Consider the following 18,507-nt stretch of genomic DNA (forward strand, 5'->3'; position numbering starts at 1 on the left):
GGGGGAGAGGACTGACTTGAACGTCACGCCCGGTTGGAGGACGCCCGTCGCGGGCATGGCCCTGCTCGCGGCCGCGGCACTGACCGCATCCTGCTCCAGCGCGCCCACCGCTGCGCGCAACGCCGAGGCGGCCAAGGCGACCACCTCGGCGACCCCCGAGGCGCCGACGATCAAGATCACGCCCGCGGAAGGCAGCGCGAAGGTCAGCCCTGAGAAGAAGATCGTCGTGACCGCCGCCGGCGGCACCCTGGAAGAGGTCGTGGCCGAGGGCGGCGGCAAGGCCGTCGAGGGCGCCTTCAACGCCGACAAGACCAAATGGGTCTCCAAGGGCACCCTGCGCCCCTCCAGCTCTTACACCATCAGCGCCAAGGCCGGCGTGACCAGCGCCGCCAGCACGTTCAAGACGCTCACGCCCGAGCGCGAACTCCAGGTCGCCGACGTCACGCCGAATGCCAAGGGGGAGACGGTCGGCGTGGGGGCGCCGATCATCGTCACCTTCAACCAGCCCGTCAGCGAGAAGGCCACCGTCGAGCGCGCCCTGGAGATCGACGCGCAAAAGCCCGCCAAGGGCGCCTGGCGGTGGATCAACGACACCACCGTCATCTACCGCACCGCCAAGTACTGGCCCGCCCACCAGAAGGTCACGTTCAACGCCCGCCTGTCCGGCGTCAAGGGCGGCAAGGGCCTGTACGGGGTCAAGGACTACGACACCTCCCTGAAGATCGGCGCCAGGGTGATCAGCAAGGTGGACACCAAGAAGCACATGATGTACGTCTACCGCGACGGCAAGCGCGTGCAGACGATGCGCATCAGCGCCGGCATGGCCACCACCCGCGAGTACACCACCACCTCAGGCGTCCACCTGACCATGGAGCGCGGCAACCCGGTCCGCATGATCTCGCCCGGCCGCAAGAAGGGCGACCCCGGCTACTACGACGTCATGATCAACCACGCCGTGCGGATCTCCAACTCCGGCGAGTACGTCCACGCCAAGGACAACGTCTGGGCCCAGGGCCGCTCCAACGTCAGCCACGGCTGCATCAACTCCCGCCCCGACCAGGCCCTGTGGTTCTACGACCACTTCCAGCGCGGCGACGTCGTCGACATCGTCGGCACCACCCGCGAACTGGAGTGGAACAACGGCTGGGGCTTCTGGCAGATGCCGTACTCCACGTGGAAGAAGGGCAGCGCCCTGTAGAGCGGGGTACTCGCGGCGTCACGATCGCGCGAGCCGGGCCGCCAAGCCGTCCAGCACGCGCTCGACGCCGTAGGCGAAGTTCTCCTCGCGCAGCCGCCGCGGGTCCTGGCCCTGCCGCGCGGCGTACCCCTCGCGCATCAGCGGGTGCTCGCGCACGGCCTGCTCGGCGGCCGGACGCAGGCTCTCCAGCAGGTCCTGCTCGCTCTGGCCGCTGCGGGCCAGCAGGGCCAGGTAGGCCGCCTCGCTGAGGGTCATCCCGATGACGTAGGCGATGATCGTGTTCATGGCCTGGTCGGCCTCGCCGGGATCGAAACCCGCCGCCTGGAACAGGGCCAGCAGCCGCTCGGACTGCCGGGTCAGGTTCGGCCCGAGGTCGGCGAGCCCGACCTGGCCGAGCACCGAGACGAGCCAGGGATGGCGCAGGATCATCGAGCGCAGGCCGTGGGCGCCGGCGGCGACGGCCGCCCGCCAGCCGGCCGGCTCGCCGGCCTCGGGCACCCGCATCTCGCCGTAGACCTCGTCCACGACCAGTTCGATCAGCTCGTCCTTGTTGGCCACGTGCCGGTAGAGCGAGGTCGCCCCGGCGCCCAGCCGGGTCCCGAGGCTGCGCATGCTCAGGGCGTCGATGCCCTCGGCGTCCAGCAGCGCGATGGCCTCGGCCACGATCCGCTCGCGGCTGAGCGCGGGCTGCTCCCGTTTGGCGCGCGGGCGGGCCCATACCGAGGGGATGGGGTGCTGGTCGGCTGGCATGCGGGGTCTCCTCTGCTTCCCGGCCACCGTAGCGTACATCGTGCGCTCCTGCGAACAATCAGTCCTATGCGTACGGCGTTCGCAGCGCTCTCAGACGGCTATGGCGGGGGCCGCACGGGCCGAACCGATGCCGCGATCCGCCTTGCCCAGCCGAAAGCGCACCTTGCCCTTCAGCACGGTCCCCGACTCCGCGAGCCCCCCGGTGAGAGCCTCACCCGCGAACAACGTGAACGTCCAGCGCTCATTCGCCTCGCAGTCAGGCAACTCCCGGCCACCCTGCAGCACCCGGGCGCCCCACACCTGACGGATCATCAACGCCCTGGTGTCGACCTCACCCACCGTGAACGCCCGCGCGGCCCCGTTCACGATCTGGTCGTGACTGCCCAGCGACGGCCCGAACGCGCCGGTGACCGTGACGACCATGGCCCACGGCCCGCCGGGCCGCACCCCGAGCACACCCGCGGGCAACCTCGCGTCGAACACGTCGGCGCCGGCCACGCCGAGCTGATCCCGCCTGATGCCGGCCGCCATGGGCCGCCGCGTGTCGAGCCGGCCCGGATCCGGTACGAGCAGGACCCCGTACGTCGTCTCCTCGGCGAACCGCGCCGCGGCGAAGTGCTCGCCCAGGGCCGACACGGCCTCCTCGGCGGCCTCCCACTGCCCGTCGGCAAAGGCCGTCTCCAGGTAGCCGGCCGTCACAGCCGGCAACCCGGCGGCCACCACCGCCGAGGCCACCGACGGGCACCGCGCCCACCCCGACCCGGCCAATCTCGCGATCTGCTCGGCCTTGAACGACATCTCGCCCCCCGGCTCCGAAAACGCTCCGACTCTACCGGGGGAGTGGGCGCTCAGCCCGGCTGGTTTATCCGCCGTACCTTCAGCGCGCTGTCCGTCCGTACGATCGCCTGCCCGTCGGGGCCGGTCTGGCTGCGTTCGTGCTCCTCACTGAGCAGCACCTCCCACCGCCCCTCCTCCAGTTCCAGAGCCTCCAGCACTTCATCAGGGGTGGGAAAGCTCAGGTCGTGATGGTGATCGTGCTCCCACGGCGGGAACCCCGCGTGGCCCACCACGAGCAACACCCCGCCAGGCGCGACCGCGGCGGCGGCGGCCTGAAGGATCTTCTCCCGCGGCAGGTTCCCGTGAGAGTGCAGGAACTGCGCGGAAATCAGGTCGAAGACGCCGCCGGGGAACGAGGCCGCCAGGTCGTGCCGCTGCCAGTCGATCCGCTCGGCGACGCCCTCCCGCGCCGCGTGCCGGGCCGCCCGCTCCAGGGCGACACCGGAGATGTCGACGGCGGTGACCCGCCACCCGCGCCGCGCCAGCCAGACGGCGTCGGCCCCTTCACCGCATCCCAGATCCAGCGCCCTGCCCGGCTCCAGGTCGGCGGCCTCACGTACCAGGATGACGTTGGGGTTGCCGCTCCAGATCTGATCGCCTTCACGGTAGCGAGCGTCCCAGAGCTCTGTGTCATCGGCCATCCGCGCGTCCCTCCTCGGTTGTCGGGTGGAGTACCTGCCTCGGATGCTCCACCCGCACCCCCCAAGGAGGCAAATTTGTTTGCCGAACCCGCAAACACCTGTTTTCCGCTGTGCGCGATGAAGGGGTGCCACACCCGAGCCAAGCAGGCATGGTGGCGTGATGATGGTCGCGCACGTGCCAGGGCCGGGCCAGTGGCTGGCAGCGGAGATCGGTGACAGTGACGCCTGGAAGGTCCCGCTCACCGCCGAACACCGCCAAGAAGTGCTCGACGCCGTACAAGCGGCCGGGCCGGCGTCGGACGCGACCACCCCCGCCGCCTTCCCGCTGCCGACGCTCGGGCCCCTCCTGCGGCGGGTCCGAGACGAGCTCGCCGACGGCCGCGGGTTCGTCCTGGTCCAAGGGGTGCCCGTCGAGGCGATGAGCGAGCGGCAGTGCGAGATCGCCGCGCTCGGCCTCGGGTGCCACATCGGCCAGATCGCCGGGCAAGGGCCCGGACAGGCGCCGCTGACGCACGTACGAGACACCGGCGCCGACCCCTCCCGGCCGCGAACCCGCAGCTACCAGCACAGCGGGCGGCTCGGCTACCACAGCGACCCCACCGACGTCGTCGCCCTGCTGTGCGTGCGCCCGGCGATGTCCGGCGGTCTCAGCGCCGTCGTCAGCTCCGTGGCGGTGCACAACGAGGTCGTCCGCACCCGCCCGGACCTGGCCGAGGTCCTCTACCAGCCGTGGTGGCACGACCGGCGCACCGGCCAGGGCCCCGACAGCTTCTTCACCAAGCCGCTGTGCACACCACGCGGCGACGGCGGCGTGTCGATCTCCTACGGGCCCGACTACATCCGCTCGGCCCAGCGCGGCGCCCACGTGCCGCCGCTGACCCCGGCGCAGCAGGAGGCGATGGACCTGCTCGACCAGCTGACCGGCGACCCCCGCTTCGCGCTCACCATGGACCTGCGGGCGGGCGACCTGCAGTTGCTCAACAACCACGTCGTCCTGCACGGCCGCACCGCCTATGAGGACCACCCGGAGCCGGAGCGCCGTCGCCACCTGCTGCGCCTGTGGTTCACGGGCGTGATGACACCTGCGGACAAGCGCTGATCACGCGGCTCACCGACCGGGCAGATCCTCACCAGGTGACCCACACGTCCTGCAGCCCCCCCGACAGCAGGCCCGTACGCAGCCGCAGATCGCCGGGAGCATCACGCAGCCCCAAACCCGGAAGCCGCCGCACCAACGTGCCCAGCACGACCTGAAGCTCCATCCGGGCCAGCGGCTGGCCCAGGCAGAAGTGCGGCCCCGCGCCGAAGGCCAGGTGCTGGCCGGCGTTGTCGCGGCGCGCGTCGAACCGGTCGGGATCGGGGAACTTGGCCGGATCCCGGTTGGCCGCGGGCCGGCACGGGATCAGCGTCGTGCCCGCGCTGACCGCCACCCCGTCGAAGTCGACCTCCTCGGTGGCCACCCGGGGCATCCCGATCACGCTGAGCGTGCTGTCCAGCCGCAGGACCTCCTCGACCGTGCCCGCGATCAGGTCCGGATCCTCGACCACGGCCGCATACCGCTCACGCTCCGACAGCAGCATCGCCGCCATGATCGCGATCATGTTCGAGGTGGTCTCGTGCCCGGCGAGCAGCAGCGCCTGCACGGTCGCGATCAGCTCCTCGTGAGAGAGCCGGCCGTCCTGGCTGTCGGAGATCTGCGTCAGCTCACTGAGCATGTCATCGCCCGGCGTCGAACGCTTCTCCTCCACCAGATTCGAGACATACGCCCCGAACTCCGCATACGCCCGCTCCACCTCGGCCTGCTCATAGCGGGTCAGCGTCAGCATGACCTGAGACCAGTACGCGAACTTGTCCTGATCCTCACTCGGCGCCCCCACCAGGGCGCAGATGACCCGCACCGGCAACGGCAGGCCCAGCTCACGCGACAGGTTGGCCGGGGAGTCACCGGCCAGCATGCCGTCCACCAGCTCATCGGCCATCCGCTGCACCCGGGGCCGCCACGCCTCGATCTTGCGGATGGTGAACGAAGGGCTGAGCAACCGCCGCCACCGCCGATGCCCCTCACCCTGGATTGAGGTCCCGCTGGCCATGCGGCGGGCGAAGATCCCGCCGTCGGCCGTGGTGGACACCCGCGCGGCACCGGCCCCGCCGCGGCTGAAGCGCGGGTCGGTCAGCAGCAGGCGCACATCGTCGTAGCGGGTCATCAGACCGGCCGTGTCGCCGCTGGGCAGCTGTACGTGCGCCACGGGACACCGCGCTTGCAACTGCGCCCACTCCTGGGGCGGCTGCAGAGCCTCGGCCCGGTCGAAGGGGTAACGGGAGACGGATTCGGCGGTCATGACGGCGCCCTCCTGCTTGGCTGACGGGACATCCAAGATCCTAAGGCAACGGCCTTAAACCTCGGACGGTCAGACCAGCTCCAGTTGCGGGAACCTCGGCTCACGCTCCGGCGGCTCCGGCGGCCCCGACCGCATGCCGTACATCCGGCACAACTGCCCGATCTGCCCCGTGATCCGCTCCTCATAGCCGGCCGCGGGCAGCCCCGCCCGGTCATACAGCTCCTCATAGCGCTCCACCAGATGCGGATGCGCCTCACCCAGCCACGCCAGATACCACTGCCGCGTCCCCGGCGGCAGCCGCAACACCACCGGCTCCACCACACCGGCCCCCGTGGCCGCGATCCGGCGTACCGTCGCCGACAACTGATCGGCCCCGTCACTCAGCAACGGCAGCACCGGAGCCATCAGCACCCGGCACGACACCCCCGCCTCCACCAGCGCCGACACCAGCTCCAGCCGCGCCTGCGCACCCACCGCGCCCGGCTCGACCGCCCGCCGGATCCGCTCGTCGACGAACGCGATCGAGACCGCCACCTGCGCCCCCGCCCGCGCCAGCAACGCGGCATCACGCAGCACCAGCGGGCTCTTGGTGTAAACGGTGAACGGCACCGCCGCCTCACCCAGCGCCTCCACGACCCCCGGCATCAACCGATACGTCGCCTCCGCCTGCTGATAACAGTCACCACTGACCCCGACCGCCAGCGCCTCACCACCCCAGCGGCCCAGCTCGGCCCGCAGCCGCGACACCGCGTTGGCCTTCACCACGATCCGCGTGTCGAAATCACGCCCGGCGTCCAGCCCCAGCCGACGATGACCCGCGCGGGCACCGCAGCCACGGCAGGCATGGGCGCAGCCACGGTAGGGGGAGACTGCCCACCGCTGGGCGATGCCCGCGGTCTGCGGCACCCGCTCGATCATCGTGCGGGCCTGCGTCTCGTAGAAGCCGCCACGCAGCACCGCCCGCCGCTCGATCACCGGACGGTCGTCTGCGGCGTCCACCAACGAAAGCGCATCCCAACCCACACCCCACAGTGGAACACGCATTCGACTCCCTTTTCAAGCGCTTCCCCACACCGGGGGAGCAGCCCCCTGCCTAAAGTGGGCGGCACACCTACCACCTCATCGGGGGAGGGCTTCACCATGGCCTGGCTGCTGCTCGCGTTCGCCATCGCCGCCGAGGTCATCGCGACCACCGCACTCAAACTCAGCGACGGCCTGGCCCACCTCGGCTGGAGCACCGTCGTGGCCGTCGGCTACCTCATCTCCTTCGTCCTGCTGGCCCGCGCCCTGAAAACGCAGCTCGAAGTCGGCACCGCCTACGCCGTCTGGTCCGGCGCCGGCACCGCCGCCATCGCCCTCATCGGCGCCGCCTTCCTGGGCGAGACCCTCACCCCCCTCAAGATCGGCGGCATCCTGCTCATCATCGGCGGCGTCATCGTCCTCAACCTCGCCGCCGCCCACTGACCGCCACCTTCGCCCACAAGCACCTCCACATCACCGACATACGCGCCGCGGTCGACGAAGCAGGATCAGACTCCGTGACCACGCGTCCCGGCCAAGCCCAAGGCCCGGCACAATCGGCTACGTGTGGATCGCGATGCTGGGACCGCTGGAAGTCCAGGCCGACGACGGCAGCCCCGTGCAGGTGGCCGGCGCCCGCCTGCGAAGGCTCCTGATCGTCCTGGCCCTCCAACCGGACCGCGTCGTCCCCATGACCCGCCTGATCGACGGCATCTGGGGCCACCGCCCACCGGCAGGAGCCGTCAACGCCGTACAGGCACTCGTCTCACGCCTGCGCCGCGTCCTGCCACAAGCCCGCATCGAACCCCATCCCGCCGGCTACCGCCTGGCACTCAACCCCGACGCCGTGGACGTGACCCGCTTCGAACACCTCGCCGCAGCCGGACGCTCCACCCTGGCCCACGACCCCGCCACAGCCGCCCGGACCCTGCGCGAAGCCCTCAACCTGTGGCGCGGCCCAGCCCTCCTGGACGTAGCCGACACCGATCTCTTCCAAGCCACACGGACCCACCTGTCACACCTACGGCTGACCGCCACCGAAGACCGCATCGAGGCCGATCTCCACCTGGGCCGCGCCGGCGAACTGACCACCGAACTCACCTCACTGACCGCCGAACACCCCCTGCGAGAACGACTGACAGCCGCCCTGATGCGGGCACTGTGCGCGGCCGGACACCCCACCGAAGCACTGACAGCCTACGAACGAGCACGACAGGCACTCGCCGAAACACTCGGCGCCGACCCCTCACCCCAGCTGTCCGCCCTGCACACCGCCGTACTACGCGGACAGATGAGCACCACCCCACCACACAGACACGACACCGGGGGAGCACCACCCACCAACCTGCGCACCCCACTGACCAGCTTCGTCGGCCGCGACCACGAGATCACCCAGATCGGCGAACTGATCAGCCGCCACCGGCTCACCACCCTCATCGGCCCCGGCGGATCCGGAAAAACCCGGCTGGCCACCGAAACCGCCCGCACCCTGCTCCACCACAACAGCGGCGGCGTCTGGCTGGCCGACCTCGCCCCGATCAGCCACGACACCGACCTGCCGCAGACGATCCTGACCGCCCTGGGCATCCACGGCCACACCTCAGCAGGCGAGCCGATCGACCGGCTCACAGCCGCACTGCGCACCCGCGACGCACTCCTCATCCTGGACAACTGCGAGCACCTGATCGGCCCCGCCGCCACCCTGGCCGACCGGCTCCTCGGCACCTGCCCCCACCTGCGCATCCTGGCCACCAGCCGGGAACCACTCGCCATCACCGGCGAAGCCCTGTGGCCGGTCGAACCCCTCACCCTGCCACCCCAGGACGCCGACCTCACCACAGCCATGTCCTGCGCCGCGGTCCAACTCCTCAACGACCGGGCCAGCACCGCCCGCCCCGGCTTCGCCCTCACCGAACACACCACCTCAGACGTCGTACGCATCTGCCGCGCACTGGACGGCATACCCCTGGCCATCGAACTGGCCGCCGCCCGGCTGCGCACCATGACCCCCCAGCACCTGGCCGGCCAACTCCACGACCGCTTCCACCTCCTGACCGGCGGCAGCCGCACCGCACCACCCCGGCACCAGACCCTGCGGGCCGTGATCGACTGGAGCTGGAACCTGCTGTCGCAACAGGAACGCGCACTGCTGCGCCGCCTCACCACCTTCTCCGGCGGCGCCACGACCGAAGCCGCCGAACACGTATGCGCCGACCACCCCGCCACAGCCCACGACCACCCGGCAACGAAACCACCCGAACCAGCCCACACCACCACCATCCCCGCCGATCACGTGCTCGACCTTCTCACCGCACTGACCGACAAATCCCTCCTGCTCCCTCCCGACGACACCACACCGCACTACCGGATGCTGGAGACCATCAAGGCCTACAGCCAAGAACGCCTCGACGAAGCCGGCGAACGCGACCGCATCCGCCACGCCCACGCCACCTACTTCGCCCAACTCGCCGAAACCGCCGACCCACACCTACGCCGCGCCGGACAACTCCACTGGCTCAACCGGCTCGCCACCGACCACGACAACCTCAACACCGCCACCCGCACCGCCATCACCGCCGGCGACGCACAAACCGCCCTACGACTCATCGCGGCCACCGGCTGGTACTGGTGGCTGCACTGGGCACTCAGCGGCCACAAAGCCGAAGGCGCCCACCTGGCCGCCCAAGCACTGGCCCTACCCGGCCCCGTCGACGACAACATACGGGCGACCGCCTGCGCGATCGCCGCACAATTCGAACTCAACGGCCTCGGCGACGAACACCAAGCCAGGAACTGGATCGCCACCGCACAACAACTCACCGCGAACACCCACCACCCCCACCCCGTCGTACGACTCATCGGACCACTCGACCGGATGCTGACCAACGCCCGCACCTCCACCGACCCACCGCCAGAGGCCAAAGAGCTGTTCGCCGACGACGACCCATGGGTACGGGCGATGGCCCGGCTCAACCGCGCCCTCACCCTGATCAACGTCGGCCGCCCGCACACCCAGGCCCACCACGACCTCGAGAGCGCCCTCACCGAGTTCCGCGCCATCGGCGAGCGATGGGGCATCACCTCCTGCCTCACCGCACTGGCCGGCCTGGCCACCTGGCGCGGCGACCTGACCACCGCGATCACCTGCTACGAACAGGCCATCACCGTCATCACCGAAGCCGTCGACAGCCAGGACGCGTGGCTGATGCGCCTCAAACTCGCCCACCTACGCTGGCTGCACGGCGACACCGAAGGCAGCGCCGCCGCCATCGCCGAAGTCGAACACGACACCGAGCGGATCGCCCTGCCCGACACACTGGTCGCGATGGCCTACCTCAAAGCCGACCTCGCCCGCTGGAACAACGACCCCGCCGCGGCCCGCACCCACCTGGCCCGCGCCGAAACACTCGCCCGCCACATCACGGTCAACTGGTCATTCCGCGCCATGGTCCTGGACTCACGCGGCTACCTCGACGTACTGCAAGGCGACCTGGACGCCGCCCGCACCCACCACGCCGACGCCCTGACCTGGGCCCTGCGCTCCATGAACGCATCGACGATCAGCCAGACCCTGATCGGCATCGCCAACCTCGCCCTGCACCAAGACCAGCCGCAACAGGCCGCCCGCCTGCTGGCGGCCGGCGACGCGGTACGCGGCACACCCGACCTGTCCCACCCCGACGCCCTCCGCGTCGAAGCGGCCACCAAAGCCGCCCTCGGCGACCGCGAACACGCCGAAGCGGCCCAACGCGGCCGGGAGGCGACCATCGCCACGGTCGCCGAGATCGCCGCCCTCACCCTCAGCCCTGAGCCCGGCCGACCAGCCGCTCAGATCACGCATCCCCAGCACCGATCGGAACCCTGGACAGGCGATACCCCTCCGGCGGCTCCACCCCCAGCAGATGACGCACCAGGAAATCCCACTTACGGCGATTGACGTAATACTCGAACCCGACATACACATGCTCAGCCCGCGGCACGACCAGCAACTCGAAATCCTTGTCAGCCGCGATGAGCCGATCGACCAGCCGCAACGTCAGATCAGGCAAGACCTGAGTGTCCAACCCGCCATGGACCAGCAGCAACCGGCCCGCCAGCCGATCAGCGAGATCCACATTCGACGCACGGGCATACCTCTGCGCATCGAACGGCCCGTGATAGGCCTCGGCGCTCCCCGGATCGCCGTAGCGCAGATCATGCATCCCCGACTCGGCGACACCGACCTTGAACACCTCAGGAAAGTCCAGCATCGCCCGCACAGCCGCGAACCCACCGGCCGAGAGGCCGAAGATCCCCACCCGGCCCAGATCCATCCACGGCCGCCCCGCCGCCAACTGCTCCAGCGCCGCGACATGATCGCCCAGCCCCGCCTCGTCCAGCCGCCCATAGGAGGCGTCATGGAAGGCCTTGCCGCGCCCCGGAGTGCCCCGCCCATCCACGGCGACCACGACGAACCCGAGCGCGGCCACCACCTCGGCGTCATAACCGTGCCACCCGGCATCAAAAGACGGGCTCACCCGGTTCACCGCGGGAAAGGGATAGACATGATCGACGACCGGATAGCTCCGGCCCGGATCGAACCCATGCGGCCGATACAGCACCCCATAGACGTCACTGTGGCCGTCGGCCGCCTTGACGCGGAAACGTTCCGGGGCAGTCCAGCCCGCCGCCATGAGCCGGCCCACATCGGCGCGCTCCAGCTCCACCAGCACCCGCCCGTCCCAGCCGCGCACCGTGACCGACGGCGGCATGGCAGTTGTGGACGCCGAGTCGATGAAGTAGCCCTTGTCGTCCGCCACGATGACGACATGGTCCAGATCATCGTCGGTGATCCGCTCGAACCCCGAACCGTCCAGCCCCGCCCGGCACACCGACCGGCGATACGGATCGGCCACCACCAGCCCCGAGGCGACGAAGTACACCACCCGCGCCACCTCATCGACGTGCAAGATCTCCTGCACCGCCCACGACCCCGACGTCACCTGCCCGCACAACTCACCACTACGCGCGTCGTACAGGTAGAGATGACCCCACCCATCACGCTGGGAGTACCACAACACCTCCCGCCCGCCCGGCAAAACCCTGACCATCGGAGCCTGCGCCAGCTGCTGAGCCGGCTCCACCCGGCTCTCCCCGCTCTCGCTCAGCACACTCACCACCTCGCCGCTGACCGGATCGAGCCGATGCAGCCGCAGCGTGCGCCCATCACGCGAGCGATCCAGGAAGTAGACCGCCGAGCCGTCCTGCGCCCACCACGCCCACTTCATGAAGATCGGCGATATCGTCGGCATCTCCACCGGCTCCGCCCGCGCCGCCACCACCGTGCCACGCGCGACGTCCAGCACCACGAACGCGGCCAGCGGCAGCCGCTCATCGCCGGGAAACGGCTGCCGCAACGTCACCAGGCCGGGCGCGCCGCCATCGTCCGGCATGGACTCCACCAGATGCGCCCGCCGCACCCCCCGCTGATCGGTGCGGTGCGTCAGCACCCGCCGCGAATCAGGCGACCAGGACACGGCAGGCGGCGCGTGGGGGAGCCCCATCTTCTTCAACAACGTTGAATACATGAAAAAATCAGGACTCGCCCCGTAGTCGTGGTCCGCATCCCCATCAGCCGTCAAAGCCCACTCCCGGCCATCCTCCCGCGAACGCACCCACACATCGTGCCCCCGCCGAAACGCCACAAGCCGGCCATCCGGCGAAGCCACCTCCACCGGAGCGACCGGCGCGACACCCGCGACCTGCTCACACGCCGACCCGTCCAACCGGCACCGCCAGCGCCCACCGAACGCCTCGAACGCCACCCCATCACCACTCAACTCCACCCCACCCAACGGCAGCGCCGCCGCATCCACCTCCCGCCCCGACGCCACCGCCAGCGCGGCCGCCACCTTCTCCTGATCGAAGGCCGGCCCGCGGCTACCCGCCACCGGATCGACCAGCACGAACCTGCGGCCCTCAGCGCCGTCCACCACGTACCAGAACCGGGCACCCCCCTCGATCCACCGCGGACTGACCTTGTCCCCGAGCACCAGATTGCCGCGGTTGTCCCGCAGCAACCGCTCAGCCGCCCGATAAGCCCCGGCATCGAGTCGCGTCGTCGTCATCTGTCGCCTCCCGTGGAAAAACTGGATCGCCGCGACCATCCCGCACCACGCTGACACCCCCTTGAGCCCTCGCTGACAGATCGTTGACACGCCGGAAACCACCACCAGCACGGGGCCGAACGAAAACACCTCGCGCCCCCAAAGGCGGGTTATCTACACTGCCCACGTGCTCAAACCCCACTACCCGATCATCACCGACCGCCTCCTGCTGCGCCCCTTCACCCCCGACGACCTCCACGCGCTGCACGCCTACGAATCCCGGCCCGAAGTCGCCCGCTACCTCTACTGGGAACCCCGCGACCTCGACACCGTCCACACCTTCCTCGACAAGAAGATCACCCGCGTCGCCCTCCTCGACGAAGGAGACGCCCTCGACATCGCCATCACCCTGCGCCAAAGCGGCGAACTCATCGGCAACGGCGTCCTGATCTGGACCAGCAAGCAACACCGCCAAGGCGAGATCGGCTACATCCTGCACCCCGACCACCACCGCCGCGGCTACGCCCCCGAAGCCGCCCGCGAACTGCTGCGCCTCGGCTTCGAAGGACTCGGCCTGCACCGCATCGTCGGCCGCCTCGACGCCCGCAACACCGCCTCCGGCCGCGTCCTGGACAAACTCGGCATGCGCCGCGAAGCCCACCTCATCGACAACGAACAGGTCAAGGGCGAATGGACCTCCGAGGTCATCTACGCCATGCTCGAATCAGAATGGACACCATAAACATCCTGCATCTCGCCCTGCGCGCCGACTGGGCCGACGCCCAGCCGGCGGGGGAGTACCGCATCTCCACCCTCGGCCGCACCCTCAAAGAAGAAGGCTTCATCCACTGCAGCCGCGACCTCGACCAACTCCACGGCGTATACGCCGCCTTCTACAGCCACCTCACCGAACCACTGCTCATCCTCGACATCGACCCCACCGGACTCGACATCCGCCTCGAAAACGGCTTCCCCCACCTGTACGGCCCGCTCCCCACCACCTCGGTCACCGCCACGCGCCCCTACGCCTGACACACCCGCGCTACGCGCACAACACCCGCTCAATCCGGCGCGCCGCAAACCACAACCCCGCCACCGCCATCACCACCAGATAACCCGCATGCCCCAGCAACCCCCACTGCGGCACCCCCGAAGCCAGACCCCGCACCAACTCCACCGAGTGATACAGCGGCGTCACCCGCACCACCACCTCCAACACCCCCGGATAATCCGCCACGGGGGAGAAGGTGCCGGAGAACAGGAACAACGAGAACTGCGCCGCCGTCATCAGGTCGAAATCCTGCCAGCCACGCAGCAACGTCGACACCGCCATCCCCAGCGCCCCGAACGACAACCCCACCAGCATCGTCGCCGGAAACGCCGCCAGCGCCCACACCGGATCGGCCAGCCGCAACACCACCATCACCACCAAGAACAACGCCGTGTAAACAGAGCTGCGCACCATCGCCCAGCTCAACTCACCCAGCGCTATCTCGATCGGCCGCACCGGCGTCGCCAAAATCGCCTCGAACGTCTTGGCGTAGCGCATCTTGAAAAAGAAGTTGAACGTCGTCTCCGACAACGCCCCGTTCATCGCCGAAACCGCCAGCATCGCCGGCGCCACGAACACCGCGTACGACACCACCCGGCCATCACCCACCGGGATCCGCCCCACCAGCGCACCCACACCCACGCCGATCGACAGCAGATACAGCAACGGCTCGAAGAACCCCGACACCAGCACCAGCCAGTACGAAGCACCCGAACGCAACGCACCCACATTGCGGCCCACGACCGCACCCACCCGGCCCACCGAAACCAGCCGGGCCACCGCCAACGTCACCATCATCAGTCCTGAAGTCGCCTACCGAACGCCCAACCCGCCCACCACACCCCGCCCACCGCGAACACCAGCAAGCACGCGACATGCGCCCACACCGGCCACAGGGGAGCGGCCCCCGACGTCGCCGCCCGCGACAGCTCCACCCCATGCCACAACGGCGACACGTAAGCCAGCGACCGCACCACCGCCGGCAACTGCTCCACCGGGAAGAACACCCCCGCGAACAACGTCGAAGGCAGCATCACGAACCGAAACAGCAACGCGAAATAACTGTCGTGATCGATCGTCGCCGAGAACGCCGTCACCGGCGCCGCGACCGCCACCGCCAGCAACGCCGCCACCAGCGGCGTCACCACCACCCACGGCGAGGACAACACCCCGAACGCCCCCACCACCAGCAGGAACACCACCACCGCGATCTCGACCCTGAACACGATGTACAGCAGCCAGCCGCCGATCATGTCCCACACCGACACCCGCGTCGCGAACATCGCGTGCGCCCCGCGATTCCACCGGAACTCCCCGAACACCGCGTACGTGCACTCGCCGACCGCCATCTGAAACGCCGTCGAAGCCAGCACACCCGGGACGATCCACTGAACGTAGGGCACGCCGCCCACCTCGCCGACGTAACCGCCCACCCCCAGCCCGATGCTGGCCAAAAACAGCACCGGCAACACGAACGACGAGAACAACGACGCCCGCCACAACCGCTTGTACAACGTCAGGTGCCGCTCCAGCACCGCCACCGCCGGATGCGCCATCACTCCACCAACGTCCGGCCCGTCAGATGAAGGAACACATCCTCCAGCGACGACCTGCGCACCAGCACACTGGAGGGCACCAGCTCACGCCGATGCACCTCCGACACCGCCGCGTCACCGTCCTTGGCGTACAGCAAGATCCGATCCGGCAGCACATCCACCCGATCACCGACCCCGTCCAGCCCCGCCACGAAACCCGCCAGCTCCTGCCCGCCGAACCGCAACTCCACCACCTCAGGCGAGGAGTAGGACTCGATCAGCGAACGCGGCGACCCCTCGGCCACGATCCGCCCGCCGTCCATCACCACCAGCCGATCGCACAACTGCTCGGCCTCATCCATGTAGTGCGTGGTCAGCACCAGCGTCACACCCTGCTGCTTCAACCGGAACAACCGCTCCCACAGCAGATGACGCGCCTGCGGATCCAGCCCCGTCGTCGGCTCGTCCAGCAGCACCAGATCCGGCTCGTTCACCATCGCCCGCGCGATCGTCAGCCGCCGCTTCATCCCGCCCGACAGCGGCTCCACCCGGCTGGAGGCCCGCTCACGCAGCTGCGCGAACTCCAGCAGCTCCTCGGCCCGCGCCCGCGCCTGTGCCCGCGACAACCCGAAATAGCGGGCGTACGTCGTCAAATTCTCGCGAACCGTCAGATCGGGATCCAAGTTATCCAGCTGCGGGCAGACACCCAGCCGCCCCCGGATCCGCGGCCCCTCCCGCGCCGGATCCATCCCGAAGATCCGCAACTCACCCGCGGACGGCATCGACACGCAACTGATCATCCGCATCGTCGACGACTTACCCGCGCCATTGGGACCCAGGAACCCGAACGCCTCACCAGGCGCCACATCAATATCGATCCCGTCGACCGCGACGAAATCCCCGAACCGTTTCACCAGCCCACGCGCGCGAACCAGCGGTTGCACATCAGACACGAGCCCAGACCATAACCAACGCCACCGACAGAATCGACCGGTTAAACGCCGCCACACTGGAGCCCATGGACACCCGAACAGCCGCCCAGAACTTCGCCGACACCTGGCAACACGGCTGGACCCACCACGACGCCGACCGCATCGCCGCCCTCTACAGCCACGACGCCGTCCACACCTCCATGCCCTTCCGGCCACCACACCGGGGGACAGGCGCCATCATCGACTACATCCGCTGGTCCTTCAGCACCGAGACCGCGCCCCAGGTCACCTTCGCCGCACCCATCGTGGACGGCGACCAGGCGGTCATCGAATTCCGCGTCCACGCCACCGACGACGGCACACCCATCACCCTGGCGGGCTGCGTCATCGCCCGCTTCGACACCGACGGCCTGGCCGTACAGACCCGTGACTACTGGCACACCACGAACGGCCACGTATGACCGGCGGCCCGGCCACCGCATCGCGCCCCACCCCGGCGTGACACGCACCCCATCAACCCACATCCGGCACGGCGAAAGCCGGCACGGCGATCAACGCCGCGCCGGCCCGGAAACCCGGCACAGAAACGGTCAGCCCGCCACCCGCGCCCGAACCGGGCCGACGGCGGAGACCATGGAGTACGCATCAGAAGGAGTGACCTCAGGAGCCACCGGGGGAGCGGACTGCGCAACCGGAGCCGAAGGACGCGACATCTGCTGCGTCTGCTCCATCGTGGCCCGCCGGTCGGCGCAACCACCTGCGCAGTAACCGTTGGTCACGATCAGACGTCCCCGCAGTGTCGTATAGGACTCTCGTCCCGAAGCGGGTAGAACTCCCTGACACACTGGACATAACACCGACTGGTTCCCCACGTGCTGCTCCTCTCGCGGCGCGATAGCAGATTTCCCACCCTAAGCTGCCCAGGCCAGCAAGGACAGTGAATCAACCCAAGGTCAACCCGCTGGTCAGAACATTCCCGGCCGCACACACCGTAATGATCAAGAGCCACGGCAGGCCACAGGGGCGGCCGTCACCTCCCGTAACACCACCGGACCAGGACGTGTCCGCCACCGGCCGGCGCAGCGGCACCCAAGGTGACCAACGTCACCACACGCGCACGCCGATCCACCCCAAGTCAGGACCCCTCTCGGACGAAAACCGCTCTACTTGACATAATGTCCATTATCAAGCAACCGGGCACGTCCGCTTACACCCAGAAATATGGCGATAAGGCGAACTGAGGACGCGAGAAGATTTTCAGCGTCGCGGCCCTGATCATCGCACCCGTCGCCGCCGGCGGAGCCGATCGCCGCCGCTGATCACCAGCGAGCCGCGTTACGATCGAGAGATGCACAGCCTGGCGATCTCCACCGCGGGCCTCGTCGCGCTCACCGTCGTCGTCACCGCCCTGATCATCTATCTGATCATCCTGGCCGCCCGGCTGACCAGGAACCCCCGCAACCGCCCCATCCCCAGCCCCGACCTGGTCGACCAGGCGCGCGAGATGAAGGCGCTCGGCCAGCTCCAAGAAGCCGTCTTCCTCGTACGCGGCGAGACCGGCATGAGCCAGCGCGCGGCCGCCCGCTTCGTCAACCGCCTCTGACCACCCCCAATCGCCCAAAAAACCCGATACCGGACAGAAGCTGGATTCTGTCCGGTATCGCTTATTGTTCGCGATCCCGTTCCCGGCCTTTCTACAAGGGCTTGGATGAACGGCGCCGTCGACGCGTGACCCGCGAACCTACGTAGCCGCCTTCGGGCAACGCGCTCATCATTGAGCCCTTGCATTCCACGACGGCGCTCGGAATGCCGATCCAAGCGGCGGATTGGTCTCTGGGACCGTTCACGACATTGCGGCCCATCCAGCGGCCAAGGCTATGGACGGGCGTCCCACGCATCCGACGGGACTCCGGGGCCGCGCAGTTCCCCCTTGATCACCTTTGTGGCGGCGTTCCTGGGTAGGTCGTCGAGCACACGCACCGTACGAACTCCGCCTGCGGCGCGACGGCCGCGCGGCGTTCCAGCACGTCGAGCATCGTCTCAGGCAAGGCCGTGACATCGTCCATGTTTTCCTCACCCCTCGCGCCGATGCGGCAATGTCTCCTGCCTCATCGCCCA

The 18,507-nt window shown here is 69.0% G+C and carries 18 protein-coding genes; 8 read left to right on the forward strand and 10 right to left on the reverse strand.

From position 1 onward, the window contains the following. Positions 1-16: 16 nt before the first annotated feature. Entirely contained in the window at positions 17-1,198 is a 1,182-nt protein-coding gene (locus AB0F17_RS00310) for an Ig-like domain-containing protein (protein ID WP_358013821.1), read from the forward strand. 18 nt (positions 1,199-1,216) lie between these two features. Here AB0F17_RS00310 and AB0F17_RS00315 read toward each other — a convergent pair whose 3' ends face one another. From AB0F17_RS00315 to AB0F17_RS00325, 3 genes are all read right to left on the reverse strand, one after another. Next, positions 1,217-1,948, reverse strand: coding sequence for a TetR/AcrR family transcriptional regulator (locus tag AB0F17_RS00315; RefSeq protein WP_358013823.1), 732 nt, complete (start codon positions 1,946-1,948; stop codon positions 1,217-1,219). Positions 1,949-2,038: 90 nt separating this feature from the next. Next, positions 2,039-2,746 carry a hypothetical protein gene (locus tag AB0F17_RS00320; RefSeq protein WP_358013825.1) on the reverse strand — a complete coding sequence of 236 codons (708 nt, stop codon included), beginning with the start codon at positions 2,744-2,746 and terminating at the stop codon, positions 2,039-2,041. Positions 2,747-2,796: 50 nt separating this feature from the next. Beyond that, positions 2,797-3,426, reverse strand: a complete 630-nt coding sequence (locus AB0F17_RS00325) for a class I SAM-dependent methyltransferase (RefSeq protein ID WP_358013827.1) — start codon at positions 3,424-3,426, stop codon at positions 2,797-2,799. Positions 3,427-3,586: 160 nt separating this feature from the next. Here AB0F17_RS00325 and AB0F17_RS00330 point away from each other — a divergent pair, with 160 nt between their 5' ends. Then, positions 3,587-4,525, forward strand: coding sequence for a TauD/TfdA family dioxygenase (locus AB0F17_RS00330; protein ID WP_358013829.1), 939 nt, complete (start codon positions 3,587-3,589; stop codon positions 4,523-4,525). A gap of 28 nt (positions 4,526-4,553) precedes the next feature. On the opposite strand, the gene AB0F17_RS00335 is transcribed toward AB0F17_RS00330, so the two are convergent. Together AB0F17_RS00335 and AB0F17_RS00340 are read right to left on the reverse strand one after the other, a co-directional pair. Then, entirely contained in the window at positions 4,554-5,765 is a 1,212-nt protein-coding gene (locus AB0F17_RS00335; RefSeq protein ID WP_358013831.1) for a cytochrome P450, read from the reverse strand. 69 nt (positions 5,766-5,834) lie between these two features. Next, positions 5,835-6,764: a radical SAM protein gene (locus AB0F17_RS00340; protein WP_358013833.1), complete on the reverse strand. Its 930-nt coding sequence runs from the start codon at positions 6,762-6,764 to the stop codon at positions 5,835-5,837. Positions 6,765-6,863: 99 nt separating this feature from the next. On the opposite strand from AB0F17_RS00340, the gene AB0F17_RS00345 reads away from it, so the two are divergent. Further along, entirely contained in the window at positions 6,864-7,229 is a 366-nt protein-coding gene (locus AB0F17_RS00345) for a multidrug efflux SMR transporter (RefSeq protein ID WP_358013835.1), read from the forward strand. A gap of 121 nt (positions 7,230-7,350) precedes the next feature. After that, entirely contained in the window at positions 7,351-10,722 is a 3,372-nt protein-coding gene (locus AB0F17_RS00350) for a BTAD domain-containing putative transcriptional regulator (RefSeq protein WP_358013837.1), read from the forward strand. Here AB0F17_RS00350 and AB0F17_RS00355 read toward each other — a convergent pair. Continuing rightward, positions 10,619-12,931 carry a DPP IV N-terminal domain-containing protein gene (locus tag AB0F17_RS00355; RefSeq protein WP_358013839.1) on the reverse strand — a complete coding sequence of 771 codons (2,313 nt, stop codon included), beginning with the start codon at positions 12,929-12,931 and terminating at the stop codon, positions 10,619-10,621. The two genes, AB0F17_RS00350 and AB0F17_RS00355, sit on opposite strands and share 104 nt — an antisense overlap. A 127-nt stretch (positions 12,932-13,058) precedes the next feature. On the opposite strand from AB0F17_RS00355, the gene AB0F17_RS00360 reads away from it, so the two are divergent. Beyond that, complete coding sequence (locus AB0F17_RS00360) at positions 13,059-13,613, forward strand: GNAT family protein (protein ID WP_358013841.1); 555 nt, start codon at positions 13,059-13,061, stop codon at positions 13,611-13,613. Next, complete coding sequence (locus tag AB0F17_RS00365) at positions 13,601-13,903, forward strand: DUF952 domain-containing protein (protein ID WP_358013843.1); 303 nt, start codon at positions 13,601-13,603, stop codon at positions 13,901-13,903. The genes AB0F17_RS00360 and AB0F17_RS00365 overlap by 13 nt, the downstream gene beginning before the upstream one ends. A 10-nt stretch (positions 13,904-13,913) precedes the next feature. Here the strand turns inward: AB0F17_RS00365 and AB0F17_RS00370 are convergent, their stop codons facing one another. The 3 genes from AB0F17_RS00370 to AB0F17_RS00380 are packed head-to-tail and all read right to left on the reverse strand — an operon-like array spanning position 13,914 to position 16,410. Next, positions 13,914-14,717, reverse strand: coding sequence for an ABC transporter permease (locus AB0F17_RS00370; protein WP_358013845.1), 804 nt, complete (start codon positions 14,715-14,717; stop codon positions 13,914-13,916). A 2-nt stretch (positions 14,718-14,719) separates the two neighbouring features. After that, a complete protein-coding gene (locus AB0F17_RS00375; RefSeq protein WP_358013847.1) occupies positions 14,720-15,478 on the reverse strand; it encodes an ABC transporter permease in 759 nt (252 codons plus the stop codon). After that, on the reverse strand, positions 15,478-16,410 hold the full coding sequence (locus AB0F17_RS00380) for an ABC transporter ATP-binding protein (RefSeq protein ID WP_358013849.1): 933 nt from the start codon (positions 16,408-16,410) through the stop codon (positions 15,478-15,480). Before AB0F17_RS00380 ends, AB0F17_RS00375 begins: the two co-directional genes overlap by 1 nt. 65 nt (positions 16,411-16,475) lie before the next feature. Here AB0F17_RS00380 and AB0F17_RS00385 point away from each other — a divergent pair, with 65 nt between their 5' ends. Together AB0F17_RS00385 and AB0F17_RS00390 are read left to right on the forward strand one after the other, a co-directional pair. Further along, the gene (locus tag AB0F17_RS00385) at positions 16,476-16,850 is read left to right on the forward strand and encodes a nuclear transport factor 2 family protein (RefSeq protein ID WP_358013851.1); all 375 of its coding nucleotides are present in this window, start codon (positions 16,476-16,478) and stop codon (positions 16,848-16,850) included. 887 nt (positions 16,851-17,737) lie between these two features. Next, a complete protein-coding gene (locus AB0F17_RS00390) occupies positions 17,738-17,992 on the forward strand; it encodes a hypothetical protein (protein WP_358013853.1) in 255 nt (84 codons plus the stop codon). A gap of 331 nt (positions 17,993-18,323) precedes the next feature. On the opposite strand, the gene AB0F17_RS00395 is transcribed toward AB0F17_RS00390, so the two are convergent. Next, positions 18,324-18,455 carry a hypothetical protein gene (locus AB0F17_RS00395; RefSeq protein ID WP_358013855.1) on the reverse strand — a complete coding sequence of 44 codons (132 nt, stop codon included), beginning with the start codon at positions 18,453-18,455 and terminating at the stop codon, positions 18,324-18,326. Positions 18,456-18,507: the final 52 nt, after the last annotated feature.

Source organism: Nonomuraea sp. NPDC026600 (assembly GCF_040638335.1).
GTDB lineage: Bacteria > Actinomycetota > Actinomycetes > Streptosporangiales > Streptosporangiaceae > Nonomuraea.